General features: G+C 53.3%; 17 protein-coding genes. 15 read left to right on the top strand and 2 right to left on the bottom strand.

Annotation, left to right across the window (positions count from 1 at the left end; all coding sequences use genetic code 11):
- The first annotated feature begins 190 nt into the window (after window positions 1-190).
- The 13 genes from SPI6313_RS18660 (at window position 191) to SPI6313_RS18600 (ending at window position 11,637) form a co-directional block, all read left to right on the top strand.
- Window positions 191-1,363 carry a class I SAM-dependent methyltransferase gene (locus SPI6313_RS18660; RefSeq protein WP_072622348.1) on the top strand — a complete coding sequence of 391 codons (1,173 nt, stop codon included), beginning with the start codon at window positions 191-193 and terminating at the stop codon, window positions 1,361-1,363.
- 274 nt (window positions 1,364-1,637) lie between these two features.
- Complete coding sequence (locus SPI6313_RS18655; protein ID WP_245788889.1) at window positions 1,638-2,084, top strand: ATP synthase subunit I; 447 nt, start codon at window positions 1,638-1,640, stop codon at window positions 2,082-2,084.
- A 68-nt stretch (window positions 2,085-2,152) separates the two neighbouring features.
- Window positions 2,153-2,908, top strand: a complete 756-nt coding sequence (atpB, locus tag SPI6313_RS18650; RefSeq protein WP_072622347.1) for a F0F1 ATP synthase subunit A — start codon at window positions 2,153-2,155, stop codon at window positions 2,906-2,908.
- A gap of 100 nt (window positions 2,909-3,008) precedes the next feature.
- Window positions 3,009-3,254, top strand: coding sequence for an ATP synthase F0 subunit C (atpE, locus tag SPI6313_RS18645; protein ID WP_072622346.1), 246 nt, complete (start codon window positions 3,009-3,011; stop codon window positions 3,252-3,254).
- A gap of 74 nt (window positions 3,255-3,328) precedes the next feature.
- The gene (locus tag SPI6313_RS18640; protein ID WP_072622345.1) at window positions 3,329-3,808 is read left to right on the top strand and encodes a F0F1 ATP synthase subunit B'; all 480 of its coding nucleotides are present in this window, start codon (window positions 3,329-3,331) and stop codon (window positions 3,806-3,808) included.
- A gap of 43 nt (window positions 3,809-3,851) precedes the next feature.
- A complete protein-coding gene (locus SPI6313_RS18635; RefSeq protein ID WP_072622344.1) occupies window positions 3,852-4,379 on the top strand; it encodes a F0F1 ATP synthase subunit B in 528 nt (175 codons plus the stop codon).
- Window positions 4,376-4,924, top strand: coding sequence for an ATP synthase F1 subunit delta (gene atpH / locus SPI6313_RS18630; RefSeq protein WP_072622343.1), 549 nt, complete (start codon window positions 4,376-4,378; stop codon window positions 4,922-4,924). Before SPI6313_RS18635 ends, atpH begins: the two co-directional genes overlap by 4 nt.
- Window positions 4,925-5,064: 140 nt before the next feature.
- Entirely contained in the window at window positions 5,065-6,582 is a 1,518-nt protein-coding gene (gene atpA, locus SPI6313_RS18625) for a F0F1 ATP synthase subunit alpha (protein WP_072622342.1), read from the top strand.
- A gap of 78 nt (window positions 6,583-6,660) precedes the next feature.
- Window positions 6,661-7,605, top strand: coding sequence for a F0F1 ATP synthase subunit gamma (locus tag SPI6313_RS18620; protein WP_072622341.1), 945 nt, complete (start codon window positions 6,661-6,663; stop codon window positions 7,603-7,605).
- A gap of 113 nt (window positions 7,606-7,718) precedes the next feature.
- A complete protein-coding gene (locus tag SPI6313_RS18615) occupies window positions 7,719-8,192 on the top strand; it encodes a phosphate-starvation-inducible PsiE family protein (protein WP_084669111.1) in 474 nt (157 codons plus the stop codon).
- A gap of 148 nt (window positions 8,193-8,340) precedes the next feature.
- Window positions 8,341-8,661 carry a 2Fe-2S iron-sulfur cluster-binding protein gene (locus tag SPI6313_RS18610; RefSeq protein WP_072622340.1) on the top strand — a complete coding sequence of 107 codons (321 nt, stop codon included), beginning with the start codon at window positions 8,341-8,343 and terminating at the stop codon, window positions 8,659-8,661.
- A gap of 7 nt (window positions 8,662-8,668) precedes the next feature.
- Complete coding sequence (locus SPI6313_RS18605; RefSeq protein WP_072622339.1) at window positions 8,669-9,133, top strand: GNAT family N-acetyltransferase; 465 nt, start codon at window positions 8,669-8,671, stop codon at window positions 9,131-9,133.
- 59 nt (window positions 9,134-9,192) lie between these two features.
- On the top strand, window positions 9,193-11,637 hold the full coding sequence (locus SPI6313_RS18600) for a phospholipid carrier-dependent glycosyltransferase (RefSeq protein WP_072623226.1): 2,445 nt from the start codon (window positions 9,193-9,195) through the stop codon (window positions 11,635-11,637).
- 3 nt (window positions 11,638-11,640) lie between these two features.
- On the opposite strand, the gene SPI6313_RS18595 is transcribed toward SPI6313_RS18600, so the two are convergent.
- Both SPI6313_RS18595 and SPI6313_RS18590 read right to left on the bottom strand, forming a co-directional pair.
- Window positions 11,641-13,101 (bottom strand): hypothetical protein, encoded by a 1,461-nt coding sequence (locus SPI6313_RS18595; protein WP_072622338.1) that lies wholly within the window; start codon window positions 13,099-13,101, stop codon window positions 11,641-11,643.
- A 36-nt stretch (window positions 13,102-13,137) separates the two neighbouring features.
- Window positions 13,138-13,476, bottom strand: coding sequence for a hypothetical protein (locus SPI6313_RS18590; protein ID WP_072622337.1), 339 nt, complete (start codon window positions 13,474-13,476; stop codon window positions 13,138-13,140).
- Window positions 13,477-13,594: 118 nt separating this feature from the next.
- Between SPI6313_RS18590 and SPI6313_RS18585 the strand changes: the two genes are divergently transcribed.
- Together SPI6313_RS18585 and SPI6313_RS18580 are read left to right on the top strand one after the other, a co-directional pair.
- Window positions 13,595-13,825, top strand: coding sequence for a hypothetical protein (locus SPI6313_RS18585; protein WP_217650660.1), 231 nt, complete (start codon window positions 13,595-13,597; stop codon window positions 13,823-13,825).
- Window positions 13,818-14,081 carry a type II toxin-antitoxin system RelE family toxin gene (locus tag SPI6313_RS18580; RefSeq protein WP_072622335.1) on the top strand — a complete coding sequence of 88 codons (264 nt, stop codon included), beginning with the start codon at window positions 13,818-13,820 and terminating at the stop codon, window positions 14,079-14,081. Before SPI6313_RS18585 ends, SPI6313_RS18580 begins: the two co-directional genes overlap by 8 nt.
- Window positions 14,082-14,101 lie beyond the last annotated feature (20 nt).

The raw sequence follows: 14,101 nt of genomic DNA, 5'->3' as shown, positions 1-14,101 counted from the left end.
CAATGTGTACCTCGTTGACTTCACTTCCCATTACACCGAAATCCCCCCCGCCTTGACATCTCTAGATCGAGGGAGATTCCCGGTCTATCAAAAGGAAGACGTTTGGACAGAATGCTGCGTTTTTCTCCCTCAGGCTGAAGAGAATGGGATAATAGGCACACTCATCACTCGTGTTATCCGTTGACTCGCCATGTCCGACATTCAGGCCGCCGTCGCCAAGCTCTACAATACCTACCCTTTCCCCCCCGATCCCCTCTCCGATGCCCCGCCCCCCGGCTATAACTGGCGCTGGACTTGGGTGGCCGCCCACAGTTTTTGCACCGGGCGCAGTCCGGCACGGGAAGATATTCAAATCCTCGACGCAGGCTGCGGCACGGGGAACGGCACGGATTATCTGGTTCATCTCAACCCCCAGGCGCAGGTGACCGCTATTGATCTCAGTGCAGGGGCGTTGGCCGTAGCGCGGGAACGGTGTCGGCGTTCTGGAGCCGATCGCGTCACCTTTCGCCAGATGCCCCTCGAAGAAGCCGCGCTCAAACTACCAGGGGAATTCGACCTAATTAACTGCGTCGGAGTGTTGCACCATTTGCCCGACCCGATCGCTGGGATTCAATCCATTGCCCAAAAACTCGCCCCCGGTGGCTTGATGCATATTTTTGTCTATGCGGCCTTGGGACGCTGGGAAATTCAACTGATGCAGGAAGCGATCGCCCTCCTCCAAGGCAACAAGCGCGGCGACTACACCGATGGCGTGGCCGTGGGGCGTGATATTTTTGCCACCCTCCCGGAACAGAACCCCCTCGTCCAGCGGGAAAAAGAACGCTGGTCGGGGGAAAATCGCCGCGATGAATGTTTCGCGGACATGTACGTCCATCCCCAAGAGGTGGACTACACGATCCAGAGCCTGTTTGAATTAATCGATGCGTCGGGGTTGGAATTCGTTGGTTTTTCTAATCCGCAGTTTTGGCAATTAGAGCGATTGCTTGGCCCCTCCTCCGACTTGATGGCACGGGGGCAGGCATTGGTGGAGCGCGATCGCTACCGCCTGATCGAACTCCTCGACCCCAAATCCGTCACCCACTACGAATTCTTCCTCGCCCGTCCCCCCTTCACCCCCACCGATTGGGCCGACGATGCCGAACTCCTTGCCGCTGTCCCGCGCCTGCATCCCTGTCTCCATGGCTGGCCCAGTCTCAGCCTCTTCAATGACGACTACGAACTGATCCAACTCAGCGATGCCGAATTCGCCGCCCTCGAAGCCTGCGACGGTGAACAAAGCGTTGGCCAACTGGTGGCATCCCTCCCCCTTGACCTGGCCACCGTGCGGCAACTGTGGCGGCAACGTCTCTTAGTTTTGGGGTGAATTGACGGCGACAATCGAGAGTGGGCGATCGCACCTCAACCCCCAAACACAACCCCTTCCCCCATACACAAATTTTTAAGAATTGATCCCGCACCGTGATAAGATTTCACTTGGCTCGGAACATACGAGCCATCATGTTCAATCGGCACAGACAAATTGCCATTCATTGCCTAACAGTCACTGGTTCAACATCACCCCCTAGTAGTCAAATACGCAGTGGGTCGTTAATCGCTGTCAGCAACGGATAGCATTTGTATGACTATGACAAAGCCTAATGGTGAATGAGCCTAACGCCAATTCAGTCCCTGAGTCTGAAACTGCGCCTTCCCCCGCCGATCCAGCGATCGCTAATAGCAGTTCTGCCATGCAGGACTACTACCAGTTGAAACAAACCCTCCTCTGGGTTACCCTCGGCATCACTGCTGTGGTTTTCATTTCCGTCTGGATCACCTACTCCCTCAATATAGCTCTCAATTATTTGATTGGAGCCTGCGTGGGTGTTGTTTATTTAGGCATGTTGGCGCGAGATGTGGAACGAATCGGGGTTCAGAAAAAGCGGCTTGGCTCGAATCGACTAGCTCCATTCATTGGACTAATCGTGATCGCCACCCAATGGCAGACGTTACATATTGTGCCTATATTTCTAGGATTCATCACCTATAAAGCCGCCATCATTATTTATGTAGTGCAGTCTACGTTACGTCCTGTATCGTCATCATAAATAATGCCCACGCTGGACTTGGGATTGATACCTAGCTTGTCCTTAAAAAGTTGGGGAACTTACGCCCAATGGAAATTCTCACTGGTTTGAAGGGTCTCACCTTCTTCCCTTTAGCTGAACTCGAAGTGGGTCAGCACTTTTACTGGCAGATCGGCAACCTCAAGGTTCATGGCCAAGTGTTTATGGTCTCTTGGTTTGTCATTGCGGTGCTGGTGTTGGCATCACTCGCAGCCACTCGTAGCATCCAAAGGGTACCGAGTGGGGTACAGAACCTCATGGAATACGCGCTCGAATTCTTGCGGGATTTGGTAAAAAACCAAATTGGCGAGAAAGAGTATCGTCCCTGGGTTCCCTTTGTGGGCACGCTGTTCTTGTTCATTTTTGTGTCCAACTGGTCGGGCGCACTGGTGCCATGGAAATTGGTCCACCTCCCGGCTGGTGAACTGGCTGCGCCAACCAACGACATCAATACGACGGTTGCTCTCGCGCTGCTCACCTCGTTGGCCTATTTTTACGCGGGATTTAAGAAACGAGGGTTGGGGTACTTAACCAAGTATATTGAACCTACCCCGATTTTACTTCCGATTAATATCCTCGAAGACTTTACCAAGCCCCTCTCCCTCAGCTTCCGTCTTTTCGGAAATATTCTGGCGGATGAATTGGTGGTTGCGGTACTGGTGTTACTTGTGCCGTTATTTATTCCCCTGCCCGTGATGGCCTTGGGGTTATTTACGAGTGCAATCCAAGCGTTGATCTTCGCAACATTAGCGGCAGCCTATATTGGTGAAGCAATGGAAGGTCACGGTGGCGAGGAGCACGATTAATCGGGCTATCTCGGTTCCTGTTTGAGTCCCCGCTGACCCGGCGGTTATTGTGGGTAATTGTTTTTGTCAGTGTTTCAATTAGACAAAGGAAAAGAAAATCATGGATAGTTTAGTTGCTGCTGCGTCCGTTATTGCTGCTGCCTTAGCTGTTGGTTTAGCTGCAATCGGCCCTGGGATTGGTCAAGGTAATGCTGCTGGTCAAGCCGTGGAAGGGATTGCGCGTCAGCCGGAAGCTGAAGGTAAAATCCGAGGCACCTTGCTGCTGAGTTTGGCATTTATGGAAGCGCTCACCATCTACGGTTTGGTGGTTGCTTTGGTGCTCCTCTTTGCGAACCCCTTCTCGTAGTCGGGAGATTCTAGGGGGGTGGCGATCGCTCCTCCCCTAGCCCGTTTCAATCTATTCAGCAAGAGAACATAGCAATGATACAGTGGACAATTTTGCTGGCGGAAGCGGCTGAAGAAGCCGGAGGGCTGTTCGATTTTGATGCGACATTGCCGTTAATGGCCGTACAGTTTTTGGTGCTGGTCGTTTTGCTGAACGTGCTGTTCTACAAGCCGATTGGGAAAGCGATCGACGATCGCGCCGAATATATCCGGCAAACCCAACAGGCCGCCAAAGAACGGCTCGAAAAGACAAACGCCCTCGCTAAACAGTATGAGCAAGAGCTTGTTACGGTACGACGAGAAACCCAAGCGGTGGTCTCGGCGGCCCAGGCAGACGCTCAAAAAATCGTGACCTCCCAGATTCAAGAAGCCCAGCAACAGGTGCAACGAGAACGGGAAGCTGCGGCTCAAGAAATTGAAGCGCAAAAGGCCCAAGCGTTCCAATCCTTAGAAGGAGAGGTCGATGCCCTGACTCGTCAGATTCTCGAAAAGCTCTTAGGGCCGGAGTTGGTGTAATTACCAAGCGCGTCAAGATAAGGTCAATAACAGATCATAGATCATGGGAATTTGCTTATACCTAGCCTCCTCAGAAGGGGGTATTGGGTTGAATTTTGATATTCTCGAAACGAATTTACTCAACCTCATCATTATTATCGGGGTTTTAATTTATTTTGGTCGTTCGTTCCTCGGCTCCATGCTGGGGGAACGGCGGGCCGGAATTGAAACTGCGATTACAGAAGCGGAGCAGCGGGCTGCGCAGGCATCGGCGACGTTAGCGGATGCCCAACAGAAGCTCGCCCAAGCTCAAGCCGAAGCCGAACGGATTCGCACCGAAGCGCAAGCAACGGCAGAACGGGCGAAACAAGAGGTGCTCTCGAAAGGGGCTGCCGATGTTGAGAAAATCAAGGCAGCGGCGGCGGCGGATCTCAGTTCTGAGCAAGATCGTGCGATCGCAGAACTGCGCCAACGGATTAGTGCGATCGCCCTGCAAAAGGCAGAAGCACAACTCCAAGATCGCCTCCAAGATCAATCCGTCCAAACCCGGTTGGTGGATCGCTGTATTGCTCAAATCGGAGGACAGTCATGAAGGGAAGCTTAGTCAGTAGTGAAATTGCTGAACCCTATGCCCAGGCGTTAATGTCTCTGGCGCAAGCCCGCGACATCACCGGTTACATTGGGGATGAATTTCGCAGTTTGGGTCAGCTTTTAGAGGAGTCACCGGAACTGCAAGACTTCATCACCAACCCTGTGATTGATGACGCTGACAAAAAAAATGTCCTGCGTCAGATTTTGGGGGATTGCGATCGCGACTTGCTCAACTTTTTGATGCTGCTAGTGGATCGCCGTCGCATTGCATTTTTACCGGCGGTGATTGAGCAATACCTCACCATTTTGCGCGTCTTGAACAAAACGGTACTCGCCGAAGTGACGATTGCTCAAGAGCCAAACGACGATCAACGCCATGCCATTGAAGCCAAGGTGCGTCAGTTAATCAGCGCCGAAAGCGTTGAACTGAAAATCGTTGTTGATGCCAGTGTTTTAGGGGGGTTGATTGTGCGGGTTGGGTCTCAGGTTTTTGATGCCAGTTTACGGGGTCAACTGCGACGCATCGGCATGCAACTCAATGTCTAATCGTTACGGGTGGGGTTGGGCCTAGCCCGACACACTCATTCAATCCGAGGCGACTCGGATCGACACCCTGGGGGATGTTGCGATCGCAACAGATGCCAGAACAAAGCTACGACAAACCAAGATTTACAAGAGTGAACCCTATGGTTAGTATCAGACCGGACGAAATTAGTAACATTATTCGTCAACAAATTGAATCCTATGACCAAGATGTCCAAGTTTCCAATGTGGGAACCGTGCTCCAAGTCGGAGATGGCATCGCCCTGATTTACGGGCTAGAAAGTGTTATGGCGGGGGAACTCGTCGAATTTGAAGACGGAACCGTCGGCATCGCCCTCAACCTCGAAGAGGACAACGTCGGGGTGGTGTTGATGGGGAACGGCTTCGGTATTCAAGAAGGCAGCACCGTCAAGTCCACCGGCAAAATCGCTCAAATCCCGGTTGGGGATGCGATGGTGGGCCGCGTCGTCGATGCCCTCGCTAAACCGATCGACGGCAAAGGCGATATTGCCAGCACCGAAAGCCGCCTGATTGAATCCGGCGCACCGGGCATTATTGAACGCCGTTCCGTCCATGAACCGATGCAAACCGGGATCACTGCCATTGACGCGATGATTCCCGTCGGTCGCGGTCAACGGGAATTGATCATTGGTGACCGTCAAACCGGGAAAACCGCTGTGGCGGTGGACACGATCCTCAACCAAAAAGGCGAAGATGTGATCTGCGTCTATGTGGCAGTGGGTCAAAAGGCCTCCACCGTTGCCCAAGTGGTGGGTGAACTGCAAGAACGGGGCGCGATGGACTACACCGTGGTGGTGGCAGCTAACGCCAGTGACCCGGCAACCCTGCAATATTTGGCTCCTTATACCGGGGCTGCGATCGCAGAATACTTCATGTACAACGGCAAAGCCACCTTGGTGATCTACGACGATCTCTCCAAGCAAGCCCAAGCCTACCGTCAAATGTCGCTGCTGCTCCGTCGGCCGCCCGGTCGTGAAGCCTATCCCGGCGACGTGTTCTATCTCCACTCCCGTCTCCTCGAACGCGCCGCAAAACTGAGCGACGAACTCGGCGGCGGTAGCATGACGGCCCTGCCGATCATCGAAACCCAAGCCGGTGACGTGTCCGCCTACATTCCCACCAACGTGATTTCGATCACCGACGGTCAGATCTTCTTATCCTCTGACCTGTTTAACTCCGGCTTCCGCCCGGCGATCAACGCGGGGATTTCCGTGTCACGGGTGGGATCGGCGGCGCAAATCAAAGCGATGAAGCAAGTGGCCGGTAAACTGAAGCTCGAACTCGCCCAGTTCGCGGAACTCGAAGCCTTTGCACAATTCGCCTCCGACCTCGACGAAGCTACCCAAGCCCAACTGCAACGGGGTCAACGGTTGCGGGAAATGCTCAAGCAGCCCCAATACTCTCCCCTGTCCGTTACGGAACAAGTGGCGCTGGTGTATGCCGGGATTAACGGCTATCTCGATGAGTTACCCGCTGATCAGGTGGCTGACTTTGCCCTCGGTTTCCGTGAGTATCTGAAAACGAGCAAAACCGAGTTCATGGATACGGTGAAGGCCGAGAAAAAACTCAGCGATGCCACCGAAGCGATGCTCAAAGACGCGATCAATGAGTACAAGCAAACCTTCATGGTTTCAGCCTAAGGGATTAAGCAATCAGGGACACCGCTGCGGTTTGTCCCTGATTGTGGTTATTTTTCGATGTCTGGATATTAAAACGAAATGCCTAACCTAAAATTAATTCGCGATCGCATCGACTCGGTGAAAAATACCCGCAAAATCACCGAAGCGATGCGCCTAGTGGCCGCCGCCAAAGTCCGCCGCGCCCAAGAACAGGTCAACGCCACCCGCCCCTTTGCCAACTGTTTAGCAGAAGTCCTTTACAACCTCCAAAGTCGGCTCAAATTTGAAGATGTAGACCTACCCCTCCTCAAACAACGGGAGGTGAAAACCGTCGGACTCTTAGTCATTTCTGGCGATCGCGGTCTCTGCGGCGGCTACAACGCCAACATCATCAAACAAGCCGAAGCCCGGATCACCGAACTCAAAGCCGACGGCTACGACTACAAACTGATCCTCGTCGGCCGCAAAGCTGCTCAATATTACGAACGGCGCAAAGCCCCCATTGCCCAAACCTACATCGGGCTTGAGCAAATCCCCACCGCCGACGAAGCCTCCCGCATTGCTGATTACTTGCTCTCCCTGTTTCTCTCCGAAACCGTAGACCGCGTCGAATTGATCTACACCAAATTTGTGTCCCTGATCAATTCCCGCCCTGTGATTCAAACCCTCTTGCCCTTGTCCCCCCAAGGCCTCGAAAACAGCGATGATGAAATTTTTCATCTCACCTCTAAAAGTGGTCATTTTGAAATTGAGCGAGAATCGGTTTCAGGGCAATCCCACGATTATCCCCGTGACATGATCTTTGAACAAGATCCCACCCAAATTTTGGATGCCCTGTTACCCCTGTATCTCAACAACCAACTGCTGCGCGGCTTACAAGAATCCGCCGCCAGTGAATTGGCCTCCCGGATGACGGCGATGAACAACGCCAGCGACAACGCCAGCGAGTTGGTCAAAACCTTAACCTTGTCCTACAACAAAGCCCGGCAAGCCGCCATTACCCAAGAACTGCTCGAAGTGGTTGCGGGTGCGAATGCCCTTTAAAACTACATTTTGAGTTGAAAAGAGTTGTAACGCCTGACCCCGATCAGGCGTTTTATTTATGCTTAATCGTGGTAATTCTGAGATGCCACTATTTTTTCGTTAGGTTACAGGAGATGCGCTCAATTCGTCACTTTTTTCGCTGGCTTGGTAAACTCGCTCGCAATAACAATGAATTTCTCGTGATGTTGAAATTCATGGAAAGTTTGGTTTCAAAAATCCTGTCAATTTTTATGATTGGGCTGATCTTTTTTGCCCTGTATGATATTTCTGTCTTTTTAGTGCAAGAATGGTTCATTCACTCGTCTGATCCCTTGAAAACACGCTTATTTGATGCCTTTGGCCTCTTTTTAAATGTTTTAATTGCGCTGGAACTGCTGGATAATATCACGGCGTATTTAAAGAACCATGTGATCCAGTTAGAGTTGGTGATTGTGACGGCGATTATTGCGATCGCTCGTAAAGTGATTATTTTTGACCTTGAGAAATCGTCCTCCGATGACCTGATGGCGATCGGGGTCACGGTCTTGCTCCTGTCCCTCAGTTACTTTTTCATCTCCATTCCCAACCGCAAACAAGCTTCAAAATAGGCCGATCACCATCGGCTGGGGACAGGATTCGGGCAGTATTGTCTTTCAGAAGCCCCGCCCAACTTGCTATGATTGCCACGTTATGGCGATCGCCGACCAGACTCAACCGCCACAACATCTACACCATTTCGTAATTCCACGCATCACAATGTCCACGACCTACACTGTCACGATTAACCACAACGGCGCAACGAGCACGGTTCAAGTCCCCGAAGACCAAACCATCCTCCAAGTCGCCCTCGATAGCGGCATCGAACTGCCCTCCTCCTGTCTCGCGGGGGTTTGCACCACCTGCGCCGCCAAAGTGGTGAGCGGCACGGTGGAACAGCCCGACGCGATGGGCGTTTCATCCGAGTTGCAAGCCGAAGGCTATGTGTTGCTCTGCACCGCCTATCCTCGGTCGGATGTCACCGTGGAAGCCGGCAAAGAGGATGAACTCTACGATCGCCAATTTGGCCAGCCCTCCTAAGCCTTCCATGCCTGATCTCACCGTGGCGATCGTCCCCTACACAGCAGCCGAGCCAACCCTAATCCAGATTCGCACCCGTGTGTTCCAGGCAGAGCAGGGCGTTCCGGCAGAGTTGGAATTTGATGGCCAGGATGCGATCGCCACCCATTTCCTCGCTCACTGGCGAGGTCAGCCCGTGGCGACCCTCCGCCTCCGCCCCCTGGACGAAACCACCCTCAAACTCGAACGCCTCGCCGTCCTCCCTGAAGCCCGCGGCCAAGGCATCGCCACCGCCCTCACCCAAGCCGCCCTCGACTACGCCCAAACCCACGCCTACCAAGCAATCACCCTCAACGCCCAAGCCTACATTCAGGGACTGTATCAACGCCTTGGCTTCACGATTAACGGCAAAGAATTTTTAGAAGCCGGGATTCCCCACATCAAAATGAGCAAAGTCCTGGAGCAGATCCCAAACGAGATCACGTCAGGATGAATTGTTGAGACCGCCGCAAGGTGTTAGGCTCAGGGGTCGAACCCCTGTTAAATCTCCCCATGTCCCACGCCAAAGATTTAAAAATTCTCGGCATTATCTGGCTACTCACTGCGATTCACGATCGCCTCTGGTTAGCCTTCGATCGCACGATTCCCGCCTGGGACATGAGCCACCACCTCACCGGTTCCCTCAACCACCTCAACGCCCTCCAAACGCTTCAACTCACCGATGGCGATTGGTGGCTCAACTTTTGGCGACTGTCCCATAAATATCCGCCCCTCACCTATACCCTGGCAGCGCCGTTTCAACAGGTGTTTGGCGTGGGGTTGGATGCAGCGGCGGCGGTGAATTTGGTGTATCTGGCTTTGCTGTTGATTGCGGTTTATCACCTGGGGCGGCGACTGTTTGATGGCACGGTGGGACTGTGGGCAGCGGGGATCACAGTCTTGATGCCGACGCTGTATTTTTACCGTTTAGATTACCTCTTGGATACGGGGGTGACGGCGTTAACGGTGCTGACCTTTACGACCCTAACGATTTGGTGGGGGGAGGAGGCGCGATCGCAACAATGGCGTTGGGCCGTCATTTTCGGCATTAGCCTCGGCTTTGCGATCATGACCAAACAAAATGTCATGTTTTTCCTGATCACGCCCTTGATCTGGGTGACGGGGGGCAGTCTGTGGCGCAAACAGTGGGGACGCTTGCTACAACTTCTGTTGAGCGGCGTGATTTCCCTGCCGATCTGGGGGCCGTGGTATCACACCAACTGGATCTATCTCTTCAGTACCGCCCAAAACGCCAACGCCATCCCCGCCTCCCTCGAAGGCGATCCCCCCCTCAACACCTGGGCCGCCTGGAGCTACTACGCCCGGCAACTGCCCCAAGCCGCATCGTGGGTGCTGTTAATCGTGCCAGCGGTGGGGCTGCTGTTTTGGCTGTTTACCACGGGGCGGCGAGCCGATGAAACTGCCCAGCGAGAACGGCAGGGCGTGGCGTGGTTGCTGCTTTATTGGGGGGGGGCGTATTTGATCTGTTCGGCGATTTTCAATAAGGATTCGCGGTTTGTGATGCCCTATCTGCCCGTGTTGGCGGTGATTTTGGCCCAGGGGTTAGCCCAGTGGCGGCGTTGGTTGGTGGGGGTGCGCTGGCTGACGGTGGGGGCGGCGGCGTTTTTGATGGTGAGTAGTCTTTACCCAATTCCGCAACTGGGGGAGGTGACGCGCCAAGTACCAGACCTGATCACAAAGTCATTTCATGCTCAACCGTCGATCCCGTTGACGGCGATCGTCGATGAAGTTGTCGCAACGGCTCCCTATCTGCGCTCAACGGTGGCGATTGTGCCCAGTACCCCAGCGTTGAACCACAACACGTTCAACTATTACGGCAACCGGGAGAACTTCCAGGTCTATGGTCGGGAGTTGGGCGGCAGTGAGGATCACCTCTTGCAGGATGAGCGATCGCACCTCTGGTTCATCACCCAAAGTCAACATAATGATGCGGCGCGACCGGAACATGTGGCGTTAGGAGATGCGATCGCCGCCGATCCCCGCTTTAAACCCGAAGGCCAATGGACGACCGCCGATCAAACCGTGATCACCCTCCACCATCGCCGCAATCCCCCCGTGCGCGTCATCAACCAAGACCGCCAACGGCAACATGTGATCTTGCAACGGGTTAACGTTCCTGCCAGCGCTCCCCCCGGTCAACCCATCCCGATCACCTACGAATGGACAGGCCCTTGGGCACAACTGCAAAATAGCGTCGCGATCGTCACCTGGATCGCCGCCACAGGTGAGGCCTGGACGCACGATCACGGCATTGGCCTCGGTAATCTCCACACCGCCGAACCCATCGCCCCCGATGCTGGGTTTCGGGTCGTGGAAAATCTCGCCATGTTACCCCCCGCCGATCTGCCAGCGGGTGACTATGCGATCGCCGTCACCCTCCTCGATCGCACCACTGCCAAAGCCGAAATCCTCACCCCTCCTAGCACCACGATCCGCCTCGACCCCGCCGCCGACCCCCAACCTGCCCCGGAACTGGACTACGTCACCCAACTGCGCCAACTCGCCCAAGGCCTCCCCCAAGGCCGCCCCGGCCTAGAGCCGATTTTTCAACAGATTGGCCGGATCAACCAATACGACCCGATCCAGGACTATCTCGTCCAAGCCGAAGCCGCCAGCCGCTACCGTCTCCAACAAAACGCCAACGATCGCGCCTCCCTCTACAGCCTCGCCCTCGCCGCCGGTCTCCAGGAAGACGCTCAAACCACCCTCACCACAATGCAACACTTAGCCAAAATCGCCCCCGCCACCCCGATCCATCACGCCTACGTCGCCTTCGTCCATCTCTACCTCTGGCAACCCCGCCGCGCCGCCGATGCGATCGCCCTCGCCCGCCAAGACGACCCCACGAACCCCGATTATCAAGCCCTCGACGGCATCGCCGCCCTCATGCAAGGCAATCTCTGGAAAGCCTGGCAGGAGTTACGCCCGATCCTCTAATCCCTAGGGGCGATCGCGCCCCCTAAGGGTTCGGCCGAACTGTAACACCCCATACACCACCACCGCCGAGAGCACCCCCAACCCCAAACTCACCCCCACGGACTCCACCCCTGGATGCAGGCGAGGCGTACTGAAGGGGGGCAGGATCGGCACCGCTTCCTCAGGAGTGGGACGAATGTAGGGGTAAGCCGTGGCCGTCACCCCTGCCACACCCAAACCGCCCCCAATAGCTGTGATCACAATCTGGAGGTTGCGATCGCGATCAATCTCCTGTTGCTGTTGCTCGCGATCGTGTTCCTGTTGAGCCGCTTGGACACGAGTTTCTTCGAGACGAATGAACCCTTCCGTTGTTTTGAGGGAATTATCCAGTAAGGCTGAACTGACTGATAATGTATTGAAATCGTTGGTGACTTGGGGGATAAATTGTTCGGTAACGTAGTCTTGAAACGTTAGGAAAAAGCCCCCTTTTTGGGGAGAGTCAATGTTTAAGAATCGGCAAAATCGTTTTTGATAATTATCGCTGTTTACCTGGAGTGCGTAGCGATATTCATCTAAATAACTGAGCCAAGTGACATAGCGTTGATAAATCTCAAACCCTGTTTCTAGCTGTGATTGTAGACTATCCAATCGGTTTGAGTTTTCTTGTGGGCTGGATTTGACGATCGCTGTAGTCTTCTGGATTTCAGGGGCTTGATTTTTGAGTTTTTGTTTAATCTCGCGGGTTTGGTGATAAATCCAGAGGATTTTGCTGCGATAGTAGGCGACCTGCATCAGCTCTGGATAGAGTTGGGTTTGCACTGCATTCAAGAGAGTTTCATCGCTTAAATGATGCGGGAAAAGGACAATTAAAATTTGGGGTTTTTCTTGCTGGAGGGGAAGGGGTTGGTTGGGAATTTCGGACAGTTCAAATAGAGTTGCCTCTTGCCATTTGCCTTGGTTTTGCTGTTGCTCATTCCAGTTGCTAGGGATGTCACGACGGACGGATTTCAAAAGCTCTTGAGCGAGTTGAGTTAAACAATCATCACTACAAGCTTCTGTGAGTTTGCCCCAGATCAGCCAAGTCTCTCCCAGTTGACCCGGCGTTTGATGGCGTTCTTTGATAATTTGATGAATTTCTTGTAAATCTTGGGCCGTGCAGGTTTTAGTTGCCCAATCCCGATAGCCCGAACAATTAATCTGTAACCCGTAGCTATCGCCAATTTTAGCAGGAGAATAATAGCCATCAAGAGGTTCTTTAAAGGCCTGAATATAGGGTGTTGGTAAGAGGTAGGCGAACCTTGTGCTATTTTGATCACGACCTTTGAAGGTCTTAATCTCTTCATCACTCAAGGGTGGATTGGCAATGCGTGTTAAGAACTGCTCACGATTGCTTGCTAACTTTTCTCCATCTTGCCCCAAACCTTCACGATGATCGAAGCAAAAGATGTCTAGATTGAGATAACGTAAGCCGGGTAATTGTGTCACAGAACTTTTCCTTCCCCATGAAGTCTCAGCGTAGGTTTAATTTTCCGGTGCTTGGAGTGCTGACTTCAATTCTGCTTTAGATTGCTCATCCAACACACGCACCAAATTTTCTACGTCTTTGCTGTCATCGTTTACGGGTGGTATTGGAGTTACATTCAAGCCAGCTTTGCGGGTGCTGGCGGCACTGATTAGGAGGGTTCGCGCTTGTTGATAAGCGTTGCAAAGTTGGCTATGATTGCAGGCGATCGCATCTAATTCATTCGCCCGATTCTCAAGGTCGGCTTGAATCCCCAGTAATTCAGGAATGGGGGGGCGATCGTTGGCGATGTAGGCAGCGGTGAAGGCTTTGAGGGTGAGCAGGTCGCTATCGTCCATGGTGTTAGGGGGGGAGGTGTGGTGATTGCATAGCTTTATTTTAGGGGCATGGCTGGCGATGGCGGTGTTTTCTGGGCAAGGAGTCGAGTACAATTGAGGGAAAATTTTTGAAATGGCTATGGCATCGGTCGCAGAACTTCAAAATAAACTCACTCTGTTGATGGGTCAGCTTTCTCTGGAGCAGTTGCAGGTACTCACGGATTGCGCAACCTATTTGGCTGATCAGGAAAGTGAGGCTGCAACCCAAGAGATGTTAAGTATTCCGGGTCTACTGGAGCGGGTTCGACAACTGGAGGCAACACCCCACGCTACGGCTCAAAATTGGCGATCGCTGCGCTCTGATGTATGAAGTTCTCCTGAGTGCTGATGCGCAAAAAACCTACCAGAAGGCTAACCAAATACTCGCCAAGAAAATTGCCCGCTGTTTAGAGCAGCTTGAACAAAATCCACGTCACCATCCGAATATCAAAGCACTCAAGGGTGAGCTATCGGGCTACTATCGTTATCGTTTGGGGGATTATCGATTGTTGTATCGGATCAATGATGCGCAAGTTCAGGTTGTGGTGATGGCGATCGCCCACCGCAGCAAGGCGTATAACGCTTAGTGTTGCCATTGATTCAGATC

The sequence above is a fragment of the Spirulina major PCC 6313 genome, from assembly GCF_001890765.1.
In the GTDB taxonomy this organism is placed as follows: domain Bacteria; phylum Cyanobacteriota; class Cyanobacteriia; order Cyanobacteriales; family Spirulinaceae; genus Spirulina; species Spirulina major.
This window is presented reverse-complemented; position numbering and strand designations above follow the sequence as displayed.

What these genes read in the sequence shown, in the direction of transcription:
- SPI6313_RS18640 (WP_072622345.1), top strand. Translation starts at nt 3,329, where the DNA reads ATGATACAGTGGACAATTTTGCTGGCGGAAGCGGCTGAAGAAGCCGGA.
- SPI6313_RS18590 (WP_072622337.1), bottom strand. Translation starts at nt 13,476, where the DNA reads ATGGACGATAGCGACCTGCTCACCCTCAAAGCCTTCACCGCTGCCTAC.
- atpB (WP_072622347.1), top strand. Translation starts at nt 2,153, where the DNA reads ATGGAAATTCTCACTGGTTTGAAGGGTCTCACCTTCTTCCCTTTAGCT.
- SPI6313_RS18635 (WP_072622344.1), top strand. Translation starts at nt 3,852, where the DNA reads ATGGGAATTTGCTTATACCTAGCCTCCTCAGAAGGGGGTATTGGGTTG.
- SPI6313_RS18655 (WP_245788889.1), top strand. Translation starts at nt 1,638, where the DNA reads ATGGTGAATGAGCCTAACGCCAATTCAGTCCCTGAGTCTGAAACTGCG.
- atpH (WP_072622343.1), top strand. Translation starts at nt 4,376, where the DNA reads ATGAAGGGAAGCTTAGTCAGTAGTGAAATTGCTGAACCCTATGCCCAG.
- atpE (WP_072622346.1), top strand. Translation starts at nt 3,009, where the DNA reads ATGGATAGTTTAGTTGCTGCTGCGTCCGTTATTGCTGCTGCCTTAGCT.
- SPI6313_RS18615 (WP_084669111.1), top strand. Translation starts at nt 7,719, where the DNA reads ATGCGCTCAATTCGTCACTTTTTTCGCTGGCTTGGTAAACTCGCTCGC.
- SPI6313_RS18610 (WP_072622340.1), top strand. Translation starts at nt 8,341, where the DNA reads ATGTCCACGACCTACACTGTCACGATTAACCACAACGGCGCAACGAGC.
- SPI6313_RS18620 (WP_072622341.1), top strand. Translation starts at nt 6,661, where the DNA reads ATGCCTAACCTAAAATTAATTCGCGATCGCATCGACTCGGTGAAAAAT.
- SPI6313_RS18585 (WP_217650660.1), top strand. Translation starts at nt 13,595, where the DNA reads ATGGCATCGGTCGCAGAACTTCAAAATAAACTCACTCTGTTGATGGGT.
- SPI6313_RS18600 (WP_072623226.1), top strand. Translation starts at nt 9,193, where the DNA reads ATGTCCCACGCCAAAGATTTAAAAATTCTCGGCATTATCTGGCTACTC.
- SPI6313_RS18660 (WP_072622348.1), top strand. Translation starts at nt 191, where the DNA reads ATGTCCGACATTCAGGCCGCCGTCGCCAAGCTCTACAATACCTACCCT.
- SPI6313_RS18580 (WP_072622335.1), top strand. Translation starts at nt 13,818, where the DNA reads ATGTATGAAGTTCTCCTGAGTGCTGATGCGCAAAAAACCTACCAGAAG.
- atpA (WP_072622342.1), top strand. Translation starts at nt 5,065, where the DNA reads ATGGTTAGTATCAGACCGGACGAAATTAGTAACATTATTCGTCAACAA.
- SPI6313_RS18605 (WP_072622339.1), top strand. Translation starts at nt 8,669, where the DNA reads ATGCCTGATCTCACCGTGGCGATCGTCCCCTACACAGCAGCCGAGCCA.